Below are 18,285 nucleotides of genomic sequence, written 5' to 3'. Positions count from 1 at the left end.
GATGAGCATGCAGCCGCTGTTGCTTGCCGGCCAATGGCAACCATCGCTGGAATTGCGCGGCAGCTTCCGCGCCGAGGATCCGCGCGACGGCAACGCCTTCGGCCCGGAGTTCCCGGTCAGCGGCGCCGCCGACCTGGAAGCGGCGCTGAGCGCGGCGGTGCTGGTCGCCGATGCGCTGGCCGCGGCCTCGCCCGAGCGCATCGCCGGTTTCCTCGACGCCTATGCCGCGGCGATCGAGGCCGACGCGGAGCAGCTGGTCGCGCTGGCGCATGCCGAGACCGGCCTGCCGGCCGAACCGCGCCTGGCCAAGGTGGAGCTGCCGCGCGCCAGCGGCCAGCTGCGCCAGGCCGCGCAGGCGGTGCGCAGCCATAGCTGGACGCAGCCGGTGATCGACACCGCGGCCGGGCTGCGCGCGCAGCTGGGGCCGCTGCACAAGCCGGTGCTGGTGTTGGGGCCGAACAATTTCCCGTTCGCGTTCAACGCGGTGGCCGGCAGCGATTTCGCCTCGGCGATCGCCGCGCGCAATCCGGTCATCGCCAAGGCGCATCCCTCGCATCCGGCCACCAGCCAGCGCCTGGCGCAGCTCGCGCATCAGGCCTTGCTGGACAACGGCCTGCCGGCCGCGGCGGTGCAACTGCTGTACCACTTCGACAATACGCTGGGCCTGGAACTGGCCGGCGACGCGCGGCTGGGCGCGATCGGCTTCACCGGCAGCCGTGCCGGCGGGCTGGCGCTGAAGGCCGCGGCCGACCGGGCCGGGGTGCTGGCCTACGTCGAGCTGTCCAGCGTCAATCCGGTGTTCCTGCTGCCGGGCGTGCTGGCCGAGCGCGGCGCGGCGCTGGCGCAGGAATTCTTTGCCTCGTGCACGATGGGCAGCGGCCAGTTCTGCACCAACCCGGGCATCCTGGTGGTGCCCGAGGGCGAGGCCGGCGATGCGTTCGTCGCCGCGGCCAGCACGCACTTCGCCGGCGCCGCACCGAGCCTGCTGTTCTCGCGCGGCGTGCTCGAGCACCTGCAGCGCGGCGTGGCCACGCTGCGCAATGCCGGCGCCGCGCTGCTGGCCGGCGGCGAGGCCGCGCCGGCGCCGGGCTACCGGCATGCGCCGACCCTGCTGGAAGTCTCGGCGCAGGCCTTCCTGCAACAGCCCGAGGCGCTGCAGACCGAGGCGTTCGGCCCGGTCAGCCTGGTGGTGCGTGCGGCCGGCCTGGCGGAGATGACCGCGCTGGCGCACAGCCTGGAAGGCAATCTCACCGGCACCGTGTACCGTGCAGCCGACGGCAGCGACGACGTGCTGTTCGCCGCGGTGGCCGCGGCGCTGCGGCCGCGGGTGGGACGGCTGATCTGCAACAAGATGCCGACCGGCGTGGCGGTCAGCGCGGCGATGAACCACGGCGGGCCGTATCCGAGCACCGGCCATCCGGGCTTCACCGCGGTCGGCATGCCGGCCGCGATCCGCCGCTTCGCCGCGCTGCACAGCTACGACGGCCTGCCCGATGCGCTGCTGCCGGACCTGCTGCGCGACCGCAATCCCGGCGGCGTGCAGCGCCTGATCGACGGCCAGTGGAGCACTGCCGACGTGGGGCAGGCGGCATGAGCGCGGCGGCGCAGATCGGCGGGCTGAGCCTGGCGATGGCGCAGGCGCAGCTGGCCCCGTGGCCGGCGCCGGCGCCGCCGATCCAGCCGCAGGAGTACCAGCAGCGGCTGGCGCGGGCGCGCGAGCTGCTGCGCGCGCACGGCGCCGATGCGCTGCTGATCGGCGCCGGCGCCTCCCTGCGCTATTTCACCGGCGTGCCGTGGGGCGCCAGCGAGCGCCTGGTGGCTATGCTGCTGACCGCCGAGGGCGATCCGCTGCTGATCTGCCCGGCGTTCGAGGAAGGCTCGCTGGATGCGGTGCTGCGCATCCCGGTGCGCAAGCGCCTGTGGGAAGAACACGAGGACCCGCATGCGCTGGTCGCCGAGGCGCTGAGCGAGCTCGGCGCGCAGGCGCTGGCGCTGGATCCGGGCATCGCCTTCGCCGTGCACAGCGGCCTGGCCGCGGTGCTGGGCAGGATCGCGATCCGCGACGCGGCGCCGATCGTCGACGGCTGCCGCATGCGCAAGTCGGCGGCGGAACTGGCGCTGATGCAGCAGGCCTGCGACATGACCCTGCAGGTGCAGCGGCTGGCCGCCGGACTGGTCCACGAGGGCATCACCACCGCCGAACTGGTGCGCTTCATCGACCAGGCGCACCGCGCGCTCGGCGCCGACAACGGCTCCACCTTCTGCATCGTGCAGTTCGGCCACGCCACCGCGTACCCGCACGGCATTCCCGGCGTGCAGGCGCTGCGCCCGGGCGAACTGGTGCTGATCGATACCGGCTGCACCGTGCACGGCTACCACTCCGACATCACCCGCACCTACGTCTTCGGCGAGCCGAGCGAGAAGCAGCGGCGCATCTGGCAGCTGGAGCACGATGCGCAGGCCGCCGCGTTCGCCGCGGTGCGCCCGGGCGTGAGCTGCGCGGCGGTGGACCAGGCGGCCCGCGACGTCCTCGAGGCCGCCGGCCTGGGGCCGGACTACCGCCTGCCGGGATTGCCGCACCGCACCGGCCACGGCTGCGGCATGAGCATCCACGAGGCGCCGTACCTGGTGCGCGGCAACGCGCTGGAACTGGCGCCGGGCATGTGCTGCAGCAACGAGCCGATGATCGTGGTGCCGGGCGAGTTCGGCGTGCGCCTGGAGGACCATTTCTACGTCACCGAAGACGGCGCGCAGTGGTTCACGCCGCCGTCGCCGGCGATCGACCGGCCATTCGCCTGATGCGCGCGGCGGCCGCCAGCGCCTTGCGCCGATCGCGCGTGCCGCCGCCCATGTTGCAGCTGGTTACGGGAGTCTGCCGATGAGATGCGTCCGCCTGTTCGTCCCCAGCGCGCTGGCCATGGCGTTGCTGGGCGCCTGCCAGCCGGCCACGCCGCCGGCGCCGCCGCAGCCAACGGCGGCCGCGGCCACCGCCGCGCCGGCGCAGGCGCCCGACCGGGCCTTCGCCGGCTTGCTCGACGCGCAGTGGCAGTACCAGCTCGAACACCATCCCGAATTCGCCAGCATCATCGGCGACACGCGCTACAACGACCGCTGGAGCGATTACTCGCCGGCGGCGCTGCAGGCCGAGCGGCAGGCGACCGCGGATTTTCTCGAGCGCTTCGAGGCGATCGACGCCAAGGCGCTGTCGGCGCAGGACCAGCTGAGCCTGCAGATGATGCTGCGGCAATTGCGCGACCGGCTGGAGGCGATCGCGCTGAACAACGACGCGATGCCGCTGGAGCCGGTCGGCGGCATCCAGCTGGCGCTGCCGGGCTATGCGCAGGCATTCCCGTTCGCCAGCGTCAAGGACTACGAGGACTACATCAAGCGGCTGCAGGCGATCCCGGCGCTGCTCGACCAGGTGGTGGCGCTGTCGCGCGCCGGCGCCAGGGACGGGCTGGTGCAGCCGAGATACCTGCTCGAGCGCATTCCGGCGCAGGTGCGCGAGATCGCCGCGCCGGCCGGCGCCGACAGCCCGTTCGCGCTGCCGCTGAAGAGCTTCCCCGATGCGGTGCCGGCGGCCGAGCGCCCACGCCTGCGCGCGGCGATGCTGGCGGCGATCGACCAGCAGGTGCGCCCGGCCTACGGCAGGCTGGCCGATTTCGTCGCCGACGAATACGCGCCGCAGGGCCGCGCCCACGAAGGGCTGTGGTCGCTGCCCGACGGCGAGCGCCGCTACCGCTACGCGATTCATACCCAGACCACCACCGACAAGTCGCCCGAGCAGATCCACCAGATCGGCCTGGCCGAAGTGGCGCGCATCGAAGGCGAGATGCGCGCGATCGCCACGCAGCTCGGCTACGCCGATCTGCCCGCGCTGCGCAAGGCGGTGGCGCGCGACCGCAGGTTCTTCGCCAGTTCGCGCGAGCAGATCCTGCAGCGCTACCGCGACGACATCGCGCAGATGCAGCCGCAGCTGCCCAAGCTGTTCGGCAAGCTGCCGAAGACGCCGTTGGACGTGCGCGCGATGGCCGAGTTCCGCAGCACCGCGCCGGGCGCGGAGTACTGGCAGAGCGACGCGCAGGGCAGCAAGCCGGCGCTGGTGATGGTCAACACCGGCGACTACGCGCAGCGCACCCTGGTCAACATCGAGGCCACCGCCTACCACGAGGGCGTGCCCGGCCATCACCTGCAGATTTCCCTGGCGCAGACCCTGCCGCTGCCGCCGTTCCGCCAGCAGTCCGGCTACAACGCCTACGTCGAAGGCTGGGCGCTGTACGCCGAGCGGCTGGGCAAGGACGTGGGCTTCTACACCGACCCGTACAGCGACTATGGCCGCCTGGCCGGCGAACTGCTGCGCGCCAACCGGCTGGTGCTGGACACCGGCGTGCACTACAAGCGCTGGACCCGGCAGCAGATGATCGACTTCTTCCACGCGCATCCGTCCGACGACGAGCCCAGCATCCAGGCCGAGACCGACCGCTACATCGCCTGGCCGGGCCAGGCGCTGGGCTACAAGCTCGGCGAACTGGACATCCTGGCGTTGCGCGAGAAGGCCAAGCGCGAACTCGGCGCGCGCTTCGACATCCGCGCCTTCCACGACCAGATCCTCGGCGGCGGCGCGATGCCGCTGGACCTGCTGGACGCGCGCATCGACGCCTGGATCGCGCAGGCCAAGGCCGGCGCGTCCGCCCCTCCGGAGAAACCGCAATGAGCCTGAACTCCCGATTCCGCGCGCCGCTGCTGCTGGCACTGGTCTGTGCGCTCGCAGGGCAGGGCGCCGCCACTGCCGCGCCGCCCGCGCCAGCCGCCGCGGCGGCGTCCAGCGACGCCGGCGCGCGCTTCAAGGCGCTGTACCTGCGCGAGTGGAAATGGCGCCAGGAGCAGTCCGCCGGCGCCGACGACGAGGACAGCCAGGGCGCCGCCGCCGACCACCTGCCCAAGGTCGACCTGGCCACGCAGAACCAGCGCACCGCGTACTGGCAGCAGGTGCTGCGCGACCTGGACGCGATCGCGCCGGCGCAGCTGTCGGCGCAGGACCAGGTGAACTACCAGGTCTACCGCCAGCAGATCGCGGTATTCCTGGACCAGCAGCGCTTCCGCGCCTGGGAGATGCCGTTCAACAGCGACACCGCGTTCTGGAGCAACCTCGGCTTCAGCGCCCGCGCCACGCTGCGCACCCGCGACGACTACCAGCGCTACCTGAAGATCCTGGCCGACATCCCGCGCTACTTCGACGAGCAGACCGTCAACATGCGCGCCGGCCTGGCGCGCGGTTTCAGCCAGCCGAAGGTGACCCTGGCCGGCCGCGACCAGTCGATCGCCGACGTGGCCAATGCCAGCGGCGAGGCCAACCTGTTCTATACCCCGTTCAAGCAGATGCCGGCCAGCATCCCGGCGCAGGTGCAGGCGCAACTGCGGCAGCAGGCGCTGGACGCCATCGCGCACAGCGTGGTGCCGGCCTATGCCAAGCTGCTGCGCTTCATGCGCGAGGAGTACCAGCCCAAGGCGCGCAGCACGCTCGCCGGCGAAGCGTTGCCGGACGGCAAGGACTACTACCGCGCGCAGATCCGCGAGTTCACCACGCTGGACCTGACGCCCGAGCAGATCCACCGGATCGGGCTGCGCGAAGTGGCCAAGCTGCGCAAGGACATGGACCAGACCATCGCCGCCAGCGGCTTCGTCGCGCCGAAAGGGCAGGCCACCTTCCCCGCGTTCCTGAAGTTCCTGCGCACCGATCCGCAGTTCTATCCGAAGACCCCCGAGGAACTGCTCAAGCAGGCGGCGTGGATCGCCAAGCGCGTGGACGCCAAGGTCGGCGACTACATCGGCCGGCTGCCGCGGCAACGCTTCGCGATCGAGCCGGTGCCGCCGGACCTGGCGCCGTTCTACACCGGCGGCCGCGGCGGCCCGGGCATCTACCTGGTCAACACCTACAATCTGCCGTCGCGGCCGCTGTACAACCTGACCGCGCTGACCCTGCACGAATCCTCGCCCGGCCACGCGCTGCAGATGCCGCTGGCGGCCGAACAGCAGGGCCTGCCGGACTTCCGCCGCTACGGCTACATCTCCGCCTACGGCGAGGGCTGGGCGCTGTACTCGGAATACCTGGGGCAGGAGATGGGCATGTACGACACCCCGTACGACCGCTTCGGCTACCTGACCTACCAGATGTGGCGTGCCTGCCGGCTGGTGATCGACACCGGCATCCACCACAAGGGCTGGAGCCGCGAACAGGCCATCGCCTACCTGCGCGACAACACCGCGCTGAGCGAGCACGAGGTCACCACCGAGGTCGACCGCTACATCGCCTGGCCGGGGCAGGCGCTGTCGTACTACCTGGGCGAGCTGAAGATCATCGAGCTGCGGCGCAAGGCCGAAGCCGCGCTCGGCGAGAAGTTCGACATCCGCGCCTTCCACGACGCGATCCTGGAAACCGGCTCGGTGCCGCTGCCGGTGCTGGAGCAGCGCATCGACCGCTTCATCGCCGAAGGCGGCAAATCGCCATGGGCGCAGGAGGCGCCAAAGCAGTAGGCACGCTAAAGCCCCTCTCCCATCGGGAGAGGGGTTGGGGTGAGGGTACGGAGCGAAGCCTCGCAGGGTCGAAACGCCACGAGGCTGCGCCCGTACCCTCATCCGCCCCTTCGGGGCACCTTCTCCCGAAGGGAGAAGGGGACAGCTGCAGTAGTTGGGAATCGCCGGTTACAACCTTTCCAGCGGGGGCACCATGGCCACACAAGGCAAGTTCCACAAGCGTCTGAGCCTGACCGATCTGACCTTCATCGGGCTCGGTTCGATCTTCGGGTCCGGCTGGCTGTTCTCGGCCAGCCACGTGTCGGCCATCGCCGGCCCGGCCGGCATCGTGTCGTGGATCGCCGGCGGCGTGGCGGTGCTGCTGCTGGGACTGGTGTACTGCGAACTGGGCGCGGCGTTGCCGCGCGCCGGCGGCGTGGTGCGCTACCCGGAGTACTCGCACGGCGCGCTGCTCGGCTGGCTGATGGGCTTCATCACCCTGATCGCGTTCTCCAGCCTGATCGCGATCGAGGTCGAGGCCGCGCGCCAGTACGCCGCGGCCTGGTTCCCGTCGCTGAACCAGGCCGGCAGCAGCCATCCCAGCGTGGCCGGCTGGCTGCTGCAGTTCGCGCTGCTGGTGGTGTTCTTCCTGCTCAACTACTTCAGCGTCAAGACCTTCGCCACCGCCAACAACATCGTCAGCGTGTTCAAGTTCCTGGTGCCGGTCTTGATCATCGTGCTGCTGATGGCGCATTTCAATCCGCAGAACCTGCATGTGCAGGGCTTCGCGCCGTTCGGCGCGGCCGGCGTGGAAGCGGCGATCTCGGCCGGCGGCATCATCTTCGCCTACCTCGGGCTGACCCCGATCGTGTCGGTGGCCAGCGAGGTGCGCGATCCGCAGCGCAATATTCCGATCGCGCTGATCCTGTCGGTCGCATTGTCCACGGTCATCTACGTGCTGCTGCAGCTGGCGTTCCTGGGCAGCGTGCCGGGCGCCTCCCTGGCGCAGGGCTGGGGCGGCATCGACAAGGCGTTCGCGCTGCCGTACCACGACATCGCGCTGGCGCTGGGCATGGGCTGGCTGGCGGCGCTGGTGATCTGCGATGCGATGATCTCGCCGAGCGGCACCGGCAACATCTACATGAACGCCACCCCGCGCGTGGTCTACGGCTGGGCGCGCAGCGGCGGCTTCCTGCCGGTGCTGACCCGGGTCGACGCCAAGTCCGGCATCCCGCGCCCGGCGCTGTGGCTGAGCTTCGCGCTGTCGGTGTTCTGGACCCTGCCGTTCCCGTCGTGGGAGACGCTGATCCAGGTGGTGTCGGCGGCGCTGGTGCTGAGCTATGCGGTAGCGCCGGTGACCGTGGCCGCGCTGCGGCGCAGCGCGCCGGACCTGCCGCGGCCGTTCCTGCTGCGCGGCATGGGCGTGCTCGGCCCGCTGTCGTTCATTGTCGCCGCGCTGATCGTGTACTGGTCCACCTGGAAGACGCTGTCGTGGCTGCTCGGCCTGCAGATCGCGATGTTCGCGCTGTACGTGCTGTACAAGCTGCCACGTGCGGCCGCGCGCGCGCAGCTGTGGCGGCAGGTGCGCGGCGCGCTGTGGCTGATCGGCTTCTTCGTGCTGGTGCTGCTGGTGTCCTACCTGGGCACCTTCGGCGGTACCGGCCAGATCGCGCATCCCTGGGACACCTTGGGCGTGGCGGCGATCGCGTTCGTCTGCTACCACTGGGGCGCGCGCACCGGCCTGCGCAGCGACGAGCTGGCGCTGGAAGAGGACGACGGGGAATAGGTTGCTCGCTTTTTGTAGGAGCGGCTTCAGCCGTGACAGCATGCTGCAGAGCGCCTGTCGCGGCTGAAGCCGCTCCTACAGAAAGGCAGGGAATTCAGGGGATATCGGAACACAATGAACAGATTGGTTGCATCGATCGTGCTGGCCGCGGCGTCCTGCGCCGGCTACGCCCAGGCCGCGCCGAGCGCCGCCGACTACCAGCGCTCGCTCGGCCTGCGCGAGGCGTGGATGGGCCTGACCGAGAACGTCGCGTGGCCGGCGCAGTGGCGCGACGGCGGCGCGTTCTACTACCGCAAGACCGTGCCCGGCGGTTTCGCCTTCGTGCTCGAGGACGTGGCCGGCCAGCGCAAGCAGCCGGCGTTCGATGCGGCGCGGCTGGCGCGCGCGCTGAGCGCCGCGGCCGGGACCGAGTACCCGGCGCTGCGGCTGCCGTTCGAGCGTTTCAGCTATGCGGCCGAGGCCGGTCGCGACAATGCGGCGATCGAGTTCCAGATCGACTACGCGCCGTGGCGCTGCACCTTGATCGACTACGTGTGCGCGCGCCTGGACGGCGGTCCGCCGCCGCGGCCGCGCGGCTTCGGCGTGGTCCGCGATCCGGCGGTGGCCGCCGACAACACGCCGCGGCGCTCGCCGGACGGGCGCTGGGAGGCGTTCGCCGACGGCCACGACATCGTGCTGCGCAGCGTCGCCGACGGCCGTCTGCGGCGCCTGAGCGAGGACGGCCGCGCCGACGATTTCTACGATCCGGAAACGCTGGCCTGGTCGCCCGATTCGCAGCGGCTGGCGCTGTACCGGGTGCGCCCGGGCTTCGCGCGGCGGGTGACACGGGTGGAGGCGGCGCCGCCGGGCGGCGGCCAGCCGCGGGTGCGCACCCAGCTGTATCCCAAGCCCGGCGACGCGGTGGACATCGAGCGGCCGGTGCTGTTCGATCTCGCCGGGGTGTCCGCCGGCGCGGGCGTGCGCCGCATCGCCATCGACGATGCGCTGTTCGCCAATCCGTACCAGCTCTCGCCGATCCAGTGGCGCACGGACGGCCGCAGCTTCGTGTTCGACTACGTGCAGCGCGGTTTCCAGCGCATGCGCGCGATCGCGGTGGACGCGGCCAGCGGCCGCGCGCGCGTGGCGGTGGGCGAGGACGCCAGGACCTTCGTCTACGCCGACCGCAGCTTTCGCCACGACGTGGACGGGCTCGGCAAGGAAATCCTGTGGATCTCCGAGCGCGACGGCTGGCGCCACCTGTACCTGTTCGACGGCGACAGCGGCAAGGTCAAGACGCAGATCACCAAGGGCGAATGGATCGTGCGCGAGGTGCTGCGCGTGGACGATGCGCAGCGGCGCATCTGGTTCTCCGCCAGCGGCATGGACGCGGGCAAGGACCCGTACTACCGGCAGCTGTTCAGCGTCGGCTTCGACGGCCGCGGGCTGACCCGCCTGACCCAGGCCGATGCCGACCACGACGTGGCCATCGCCGGCGACGGCCGCCACTACGTGGACACCTATTCGCGCCCGGACCTGCCGCCGGTGATGGAACTGCACGCCATCGACGGCACGCTGCTGCAGGTGGTCGAGCGTGGCGACATCGGCAAGCTGCAGGCCGCCGGCTGGCGCGCGCCGCAGACCTTCGTGGCCAAGGGCCGCGACGGCCGCACCGACATCTGGGGCATGGTGGTGCGCCCGCGCGACTACGATCCGGCCAAGAAGTATCCGGTGATCGAGAACATCTACGCCGGCCCGCACGACAGCTTCGTGCCCAAGACCTTCTGGCCGTTCGGCTACCACTCCGGCGGCGACAAGCAGATCGGCATGCAGGCGCAGGCCGACCTGGGCTTCATCGTGGTGATGATCGATGGCATGGGCACCGCCAACCGCTCCAAGGCGTTCCACGACGTGGCCTGGAAGAACCTCGGCGACTCCGGCTTCCCCGACCGCATCGCCTGGCACAGGGCGCTGGCCGCGCAGGATCCGTCCTACGACGTCTCCCGCGTCGGCATCTACGGCGCCTCGGCCGGCGGGCAGAGCACGCTGGGCGCGCTGGAGCGGCATCCGGACTTCTACAAGGTCGGCGTGGCCTATGCCGGCTGCTACGACAACCGCATGGACAAGATCAGCTGGAACGAGCAGTGGATGGGTTGGCCGGTGGACGCCAGCTACGCCGCCGCCTCCGGCGTGGACAACGCGGCCAAGCTGCGCGGCGAGCTGCTGCTGATCGTCGGCGAGCAGGACAGCAACGTCGATCCGGCCTCCACCGCGCAGGTGGTGGATGCGCTGATCAAGGCCGGCAAGGATTTCGACCTGCTGAACGTGCCCGGCGGCGAGCATTCGGTGGGCCGCTCCAGCGGCCCGATCGACTACGTGCAGCGCCGCCAGTACGACTTCTTCGTGCGGCACCTGCTGGATGCGCCGACGCCGCGCTGGAATGCGCTGCCGTCGCAACGTGCGCGGTGACGAGCCACGCGTCGCCTCGCCTGTGGGAGCGGCTTCAGCCGCGGCACCGGAGCCGCGCGATGGCGGCGCGGGGACATCCTGTCGCGGCTGAAGCCGCTCCTACAGGGAGCGGATCAAGCGCTTCGCGCAGCGGTGCCGTTCAATCGTGGGTCTTGGCCGAAGGCTTGAGCCAGGAAGGCAGTTCCGAAGCCGGGCAGTAGCTGAACTTCGCCGCCTTCCGGCCCTTGCCCATGACGAAGGTGAGGGCGTCCTGTACCACGATCGACTCGCGTGCGACCGTCCTTGGGCCATCGCCGGCCGGCGTGTCGATGCACGACTGGTCCACCAGATAGCGGTTGCCGCGCTTCTCGACGACTTTGGCGACGCAGGCGTGGGTGGCCGAGCCGTGGATGCCCTTGCCGTCGTAGATGCGGATCCCGGCATTGGCCGGATCCGAACAGCGCTGGCCGTCCGCCACGAAGACCCCGGGCTTGAGCAGGAACACTCCGCCGGGCTTGGGCGAGGTGTCGGCGCTGGCGAGCGCTGTGCCGGCGGTCGATCCGGCGGCGGCCATGGCGACGATCGCCAGCATCTTCCCGAGCATTTTCGTCTGTACTGTTGCCACGCTGTCTCCGTTGCTTTCGCATACGCAAAAATGCGTTCTGTCCGAGCCAGCCTCGCATACCCGACAAGCACGCGGTAGCGGTGCAGCTGTCCATCGAGGTGCGCCGTACAGCGTCGTGATCGTGCCGTCGAGAAACGACCGGGTCTGCGCAGGTGCTGCGCATGGTGCAGCTGATCGATGTCGTGCTGAAAGTTGCCGGTGCACCGGAAGCATTCGCAGCCGGCCTGGCGATGACGACGATCGAAGCGTCGAAGCATTGGCCGCGTCGCACTGCGCGCACGGCAGGAACCTCCCGGAAGAAATCGACCTCGTCATCGGGTTGCGCTTGATCGCGCTGCCGCGCGGCAACGGAAGAACCGGAAGATGCGGGAGCGACTTCAGTCGCGACGAACGAGCGGTGGCTTCCGGCCATGACGCCGGCGTCGGGTGCGCTACATGCTGAAATGGATCACCGCTGATCCCTTCTTCCATTCGCGCGTAGCGCGCCAAGGGCGAGCCGGAGGCGAACGTGTACGTCGATATGCGCGCCTTTGCCGCGCGCGCTGGCGCGGGAACGGCAGTCGAATGTGGCCCTGGTCACAGGTTTGAATTCCCGGATTGAAGTTGTCCGCGGTCGTGCCGATGCCGAGGATGGACAACCGCTGCGCATGGAGCAGGGCCGCCGCGTCGATGGCAGTGATCGGTTCGTACGCTGGCGAACGGCGACGGGCCGACTGCAGGCTCGGTACCCATGCAGCGATCCGCCGTGCCGCGGGCGATTGTGGCACCCTACCGACCTTGCGGCCGCACCGCGGCCGCCCGACGAGCAAACGCGCATGAGTTCCATCGCCTCGGTGTCCTCGATCGCCCTGTCCGGCATGCGCGCCGCCGCGTCCGGGCTGCAGGCGCGCGCGCACAACGTGGCCAACGCCGCCACCGAGGGCTTCCAGCGCCAGGTCACGGCCAACCAGGAAGCGGCCGGGGGCGGCGTGCGCGTCCAGGTGCAGGCGGCCGGCGGCGAGGGCAGCGACCTGGTCGACGACATGGTCGGCGGGCTGTCGGCACGCAACGACTTCCAGGCCAACGCGCGCGTGCTGCGCGCGGCCGACGACACCATCGGCAGCCTGCTCGACATCCTCGCCTGAGTCGCGCCGCTCGCTTCTCCACCGGAAGAGTGGTGCCCCGAAAGGGCTAGGCAGGCTTGCTTCAGCTCTCTCCCTCGGCCCATGGCCCCCTTTCGAGGAAGGTCCCGAACGGGCGGATGAGGGCGCGCGCGGAGCCGCGTGCCGCCGCTTCCACCTCGTCCGGCTATGCGATTTTCCGCACCGATCCTCGGCACAGCGCACAAGACGTCGCCGCGCCTGCGGCGCACGATGATGCGCTATTGCTCATCGGGGACGGGACATGGATCGGAGAGATTTCCTGCGACAGGGGCTGGCGGTCGGCGCGGTGGCCGGGGTCGAGGCGCTCGCCGGCAGCGTCGCGGCGTCCGCCAACGCGGCACCGGCGACGGCGCCCGCGCCCGCCGCACCACGGCTGCAGCCGCTGGCCGCCGACGCGCTGGCCGGCCACACCCTGCAATGCCGCTTCGTCGAGGCCGGCGCGCAATGGCAGGTGTACGAGGACCTGCGCAGCGCCGACGGCGACCTGACCCTGCTCGGCCCGGGCGGCGCGCTGGTGCTCGGCAAGCGCACCGAACCGGTCTACCCCAGCGCGCAGCCGCCGTACTTCGGCATGCAGCTGGCCGAGGTGGCGATGGCCGAGGCCGACCTGCTCGCCGACCGCCTGCTGCGCGACGGCGATCCGCGCCCGGAGGAGGTGCGCGACGCGGCGCCGCCGCCGGCCTCCAAGCTGGATCCGAAGGACTACAACGGCCGCCTGCCGTGGACCACTTTCGTCGGCACCCGCGAATGCGCCGACACCATGCCGGTGTACCCGGACGGGCGCACCCGCTGCTATCGCGCGCTGCACGCGTTTCCCGACCTGGGCAAGGCCGAACTGGTGGAACGCCGCCACGAGGGCCTGATCGGCGGCTGGATGCCGGCGGTGCGCAAGGTGGTGCCGGCCGGCGAGGGCCGCTACTACGACGTGCTGCTGTTCGCCGACGTGCTGGCCACCGACCGCTTCATCGTGCAGACCTGGCACCGCAGCGCGCTGGTCGAGCACGGCAAGGTGACCAAGGTGGTGTACGGCTACAGCTACCCCGACTATCCGCCGCGGCGCGGCCCGCGCAGCGCCGAGGACTTCTACCGCGGCCTGCTCGCCTTCGCCGGCTACTGGCAGGGGCTGCTGGCCGACACCGTGCAGGCGACGCTGCCCGACCCCAGCTGGAGCGACATGGCGCGCTTCGCCTTCGCCCGCGAGCTGGTGGTGCGCCCCGGCGGCACCTATCCGAAATACGGCGCGGTGGACCGCGACTACTACGGCAACGAATACGACGGTTTCCAGGACACCTTCACCAGCTCGCTGTACGCGAACCTGGAGTGGGGCCGCTTCGCGCAGGCCGCGGCGGTGCTCGACGGCTATTTCAGCGACTTCGTGCAGGACGACGGCATGGTCAACATGCGCGGCGCGGAGACCGGCCAGTTCGGCCTGACCCTGTCGCTGCTGGCGCGCTACCTGCGCTACACCGGCGATGCGGCGCTGCTGCGCAAGCACCGCGGCAAGATCGAGGCCACCGCGCAACTCCTGCTGGAACTGCACGACGCGAGCCTGCAACTGCCGGCCAAGGCGCCTGGGTACGGCCTGATCCACGGCTGGAACGAATCCGACGCCTGCCTGTTCCCCGATCCCACGCTGTGGTGGAAGCCGTACTACGCCAACAGCGCGCTGGCCGTGCGCGGCTGGCAGGACATCGCCGCGGTGTGGACCACGATCGCCGGCGCGGGCGCGCAGGGCACCGCGGCGCAATGGCAGCGGCGCGCGCGGCAGCTCACCGCGCAGCTGCACAAGACCCTGCGCGGCAACATCCGCCGCGACCTGAGCCCGCCCTACATCGGCCCGCTGCCGGGGGTGACGCTGACCTTCCGCCAGTCGCTGCTGCAGGAAAAGCCCAGCGAACAGGGCTGGCCGCACCGGGTCTACGCCGAACTGCTGCAGGCCGACGTGCTGCCCGACGATCTGGCGCACCTGGTCATCGACTGCGTGCGCGGCCACGGCGGCACCAGCCTGGGCGTGGTCGGCAACATCGCCCCGCCCACGCCGGAAGGCCGCGACCTGCTCGGCTTCATCTCCTATGGCTACGCGCAGCAGCTGCTGCGCCTGGACCGGATCGAGGAATACCTGCTGTTCCTGTACGCGCACCGCTACCACGTGCACACCCGCGGCAGCTGGACCGCCGGCGAGGTCAGCGGCATCACCGGCGGCATGCCGCTGTTCTGCATCCCGGCGCAGATGACCATCCCGCTGCTGCTGCGCTGGATGCTGGTGTTCGAGGACAGCGCCGGCGAGGGACTGTTCCTAGCGCGCGCGCTGCCGCGCGCGTGGCTGGGCAGCGGCGAGGCGATCGCGATCGAGGCCGCGCCGACCCGCTGGGGCCCGGTGTCGCTGGCCCTGCGCGGCGATCCGGCGCGCAAGCGCATCGAAGGCACGCTGACCCTGCCGGCGCAGGCGCCGGCGCGGACCTGGCTGACCCTGCGCGTGCCGGCCGGCACGCAGCTGCGCGAGGTGCGGATCGACGGGCGCGCGGTGGCGGTGTCCGGGCCGCGCAACGAGCGCGTGGCGGTGCCTGCCGGCGCCGCGCGGCAAATGACGATTTCGGCCGCCTACGGCTGAGTGGCGAAAAAGTCGGAAACGTCCCGCTGCGCGCCGCGCAGTGCGATATTCCGCACATTTTCCCGATAAATACGACAAGACGGGGCCGTCACCCTACGCGCACATTGTGGCCGTGCAGTGAATTCTCCGGGGGAGATTCCTGCACGAAGCAGTGCCGCACGCAACGCGCAGTCACCCGCGTCGCCGTGCGCGCGACGACGGGAATGTCCTGCCAGCCGCGCGCCACGACGACGTCCTTCCGTACTCGCCAACGACCGTGGCGATGGGGACGGCCGCCTGGGGATGGGCGCGCCGGCCCTGCCGATCGCCATGCGTCGCCCGCCCCAGGAGATTCCGATGTCGTCTTTGTCTGAACGCGCAGCGCTGTTCCCGTCGTCCTGGCGCCACGCGCAGCGGCGCGGCCCGCTGGCTGCGGCGATCTGTACCGCCCTGGTCGTGGCCGCGGCTGCGCCGGCCGCAGCGGCGCAGGACGCCGGCGCCGGCGAAGACGCGGCGGCGACCACGCTGGAACGGGTCACCGTGACCGGCAGCCACATCCGCCGCGTCGATGCGGAGACCGCCAGCCCGGTGATCACCATCGACCGGCAGCGGATCGAGGACAGCGGCCAGAACACGCTCGGGCAACTGCTGCAGCAGCTGCCGGCGATGGCCGGCAACATGCCCAACATCTCGCTCAACTCCGGCTTCAGCCATGGCCGCGCGCTGGTGTCGCTGCGCAACCTCGGCGCCGAGCGCACCCTGGTGCTGGTCAACGGCCACCGCATGGCCGGGCCGGCCAGCAGCGTCTCCGCCGCGCCGGGCGTGGACATCAACGCGATCCCGGCGGCGATGGTCGAGCGCATCGAGGTGCTGACCGACGGCGCCTCCTCGGTGTACGGCTCCGATGCGATCGCCGGCGTGGTCAACATCATCCTCAAGGACAAGTACGACGGCGCCGCGGCCACCGTCGACTACGGCCAGAGCACCCACGGCGACGGCAACCGCCGCTCGGTCGGCCTGGAGTGGGGCAAGACCTGGGAGCGCGGCGGGCTGATCCTGGGCCTGAGCCGCAGCTCGATGAACGCGCTGTTCGACGCGGACCGCAGCTACGCCAGGACCGCGGTGAACTATCTCAACGGCCAGGTGGTGGAACGCCGCGGCAACGGCACCCGCGCCTTCCTCGGCGACGGCCGCGTGCTGACCCCGAACAGCGGCCTGGCGCCCGGCGCGGTCGACGCCGGCGACTTCCATCCCTACGACCAGGCGGTGGAGGGCTACAACTCCTACACTGGCCAATACCTGATCACCCCGGTGCAGCGCACCAACTTCTCCGCGCACGCCAGCTTCGATTTCACCCCGAACGTGCAGGGCTACCTGGACATGTTCTGGACCCGCAGCGAGACCACCTCGCAGCTGACCGCCTACGGCCTGGAGCTGCCCAACGCCGCGCAGAACTACTACAACCCGTTCGGCGCCGACCTGTCGCGCTACCTGCTGCGCTCGGTGCCGGCCAATACCCGCGTCTATTCCTCGACCATGTACCAGACCAACATCGTGGCCGGGCTGCGCGGCAAGTTCGCCGACAGCAGCAGCTGGCAATGGGACGCGGCGGCCGGCTATGCGCGCTACAAGGACACCCTGGTGCGCAACGGCTTCTCGATCACCTCGGCGCTGAACAACGCGGCCGGCGCTTCGTTCCTGGACAGCGACGGCGTGGTCAAGTGCGGCACGCCCGGCAACGTGATCGCCGGCTGCACCCCGATCAACGTGTTCAACCCGGACGACCCGGCGACCATCGCCGCGATCAAGGCCACCCAGAGCGCGGTCGACCTGATCGACGAGAGCACGATGAAGTTCGCCGAGGCCAGCGTCAACGGCGACCTGTTCAAGATGCCGGCAGGCATGGTGCAGGCCGCGTTCGGCTTGTCGTTGCGCAAGAACGATTTCTCGCAGGGCACCAGCAATCCGGTCGCCGCCGCCGATGCGGGCGGCAACTGCGACTACAACGACGGCTGCATCATGAACCAGGGCCACGACGAGACCATCAAGGAGGCCTACGCCGAAGTGCTGATCCCGCTGCTCAAGGACCTGCCCGGCGCGCAGGCGCTGAACCTCAACCTGGGCACGCGCTATTCCAAGTACGACTACTGGGGCGACACCACCAACAGCAAGATCGCGCTGGAATGGCGGCCGATCGACAACCTGCTGATCCGCGCCACCGGCTCGGAGGTGTTCCGCGCGCCGGCGCTGGGCGACCTGTACGGCTCGCCGTTCAACGCGGTGGTCGACGCCACCGGCGACTTCACCGATCCGTGCGTCGGCTACACCGGCGGCGGCAATCCCGCGGCCTGCGCCAACGTGCCCACCGACGGCAGCTTCGCCAACACCTCCTCGTTCACCGTGCTGACCACCGGTTCGGCCAACGCTGGGTTCGCGATCAAGCCCGAGCAGGGCCGTTCCTACAACCTCGGCGCGGTCTACGATCCGGGCTGGGCGGAGGGATTGTCGTTGAACCTGGACAGCTGGCGGGTCACGCTCGACGACATGATCAACGGCTCCGGCCTGGACCAGGTGCTGCAGAACTGCTACGACGGCCAGAGCGCGTACTGTCCGTTGATCCAGCGCAACGCCAGCGGGCAGCTGGTCAGCGTGACCGTGCCGTTCGCGATCAACAGCGGCAAGGTCGACATCCGCGGCTACGACATCGGCATCAAGTACGCACTGCGCGACACCGCCTGGGGCAGCTTCCAGGCCGGCGTGGACGCCACGTTCCTGTCCAGCTACACCTTCAGCGGCGACAGCCACAACTACGTCGGCGAGACCTCCAGCTACGGCAACATGCCGCGCTGGCGCGCCAGCTTCAACCTGGGCTGGGACAACGGGCCGTGGCACGCGAGCTGGAACACGCGCCTGCTCGGTCCGACCACGGTCGGCAGCGCCTACGAGGACTTCTGCGTGAACACCGCCGCCGACGGCAGCTGCGTCTATTTCCGGGTCGGCACGGTGACCTACCACGACGTGTCGCTGAGCCGGAAGTTCGAAAGCCTGCACACCACGCTGTCGGCTGGCGCGAACAACGTCGGCAACCGCAAGCCGCCGCAGTACTACGGCTACGCCAGCGCGGCCAACACCGACGCGTTCACCTACGACACGCTGGGGCGGTATTTCTGGGCGCGGCTCAGGACCGAGTTTTGAGCCTGGCGGC

Annotated in this window: 11 protein-coding genes; 10 read left to right on the top strand and 1 reads right to left on the bottom strand. The window is 70.4% G+C overall.

Translation table 11 applies throughout. The features are described from left to right. Position 1 precedes the first annotated feature (1 nt). From OCJ37_RS12760 to OCJ37_RS12735, 6 genes are all read left to right on the top strand, one after another. The gene (locus tag OCJ37_RS12760) at positions 2-1,594 is read left to right on the top strand and encodes an aldehyde dehydrogenase family protein (RefSeq protein WP_263109836.1); all 1,593 of its coding nucleotides are present in this window, start codon (positions 2-4) and stop codon (positions 1,592-1,594) included. Then, positions 1,591-2,799: a M24 family metallopeptidase gene (locus tag OCJ37_RS12755; protein ID WP_263109834.1), complete on the top strand. Its 1,209-nt coding sequence runs from the start codon at positions 1,591-1,593 to the stop codon at positions 2,797-2,799. The genes OCJ37_RS12760 and OCJ37_RS12755 overlap by 4 nt, the downstream gene beginning before the upstream one ends. Before the next feature lie 79 nt (positions 2,800-2,878). Next, positions 2,879-4,714, top strand: coding sequence for a DUF885 domain-containing protein (locus OCJ37_RS12750; protein ID WP_263109832.1), 1,836 nt, complete (start codon positions 2,879-2,881; stop codon positions 4,712-4,714). Beyond that, positions 4,711-6,534: a DUF885 domain-containing protein gene (locus OCJ37_RS12745; protein ID WP_263109831.1), complete on the top strand. Its 1,824-nt coding sequence runs from the start codon at positions 4,711-4,713 to the stop codon at positions 6,532-6,534. Before OCJ37_RS12750 ends, OCJ37_RS12745 begins: the two co-directional genes overlap by 4 nt. 193 nt (positions 6,535-6,727) lie before the next feature. Beyond that, positions 6,728-8,299 (top strand): APC family permease, encoded by a 1,572-nt coding sequence (locus OCJ37_RS12740; protein WP_263109829.1) that lies wholly within the window; start codon positions 6,728-6,730, stop codon positions 8,297-8,299. A gap of 114 nt (positions 8,300-8,413) precedes the next feature. After that, positions 8,414-10,744, top strand: coding sequence for a S9 family peptidase (locus tag OCJ37_RS12735; RefSeq protein WP_263109828.1), 2,331 nt, complete (start codon positions 8,414-8,416; stop codon positions 10,742-10,744). A gap of 139 nt (positions 10,745-10,883) precedes the next feature. Here the strand turns inward: OCJ37_RS12735 and OCJ37_RS12730 are convergent, their stop codons facing one another. Next, positions 10,884-11,315, bottom strand: a complete 432-nt coding sequence (locus OCJ37_RS12730; RefSeq protein WP_263109826.1) for a hypothetical protein — start codon at positions 11,313-11,315, stop codon at positions 10,884-10,886. A gap of 194 nt (positions 11,316-11,509) precedes the next feature. Between OCJ37_RS12730 and OCJ37_RS12725 the strand changes: the two genes are divergently transcribed. The 4 genes from OCJ37_RS12725 (at position 11,510) to OCJ37_RS12710 (ending at position 18,275) form a co-directional block, all read left to right on the top strand. After that, complete coding sequence (locus OCJ37_RS12725; protein WP_263109825.1) at positions 11,510-11,677, top strand: hypothetical protein; 168 nt, start codon at positions 11,510-11,512, stop codon at positions 11,675-11,677. Between the two features lie 486 nt (positions 11,678-12,163). Beyond that, positions 12,164-12,472 carry a flagellar basal body rod protein FlgC gene (locus OCJ37_RS12720; protein WP_263109823.1) on the top strand — a complete coding sequence of 103 codons (309 nt, stop codon included), beginning with the start codon at positions 12,164-12,166 and terminating at the stop codon, positions 12,470-12,472. 259 nt (positions 12,473-12,731) lie between these two features. Then, on the top strand, positions 12,732-15,101 hold the full coding sequence (locus OCJ37_RS12715; RefSeq protein ID WP_263109822.1) for a glucosidase family protein: 2,370 nt from the start codon (positions 12,732-12,734) through the stop codon (positions 15,099-15,101). A gap of 336 nt (positions 15,102-15,437) precedes the next feature. Beyond that, positions 15,438-18,275, top strand: coding sequence for a TonB-dependent receptor domain-containing protein (locus OCJ37_RS12710; protein WP_263109821.1), 2,838 nt, complete (start codon positions 15,438-15,440; stop codon positions 18,273-18,275). Positions 18,276-18,285 lie beyond the last annotated feature (10 nt).

It is taken from the genome of Xanthomonas sp. AM6 (assembly GCF_025665335.1).
Lineage (GTDB): Bacteria > Pseudomonadota > Gammaproteobacteria > Xanthomonadales > Xanthomonadaceae > Xanthomonas_A.
Note: the sequence above shows the minus strand (reverse complement) of the source record. Positions and strands in the feature narration are given on the sequence as shown.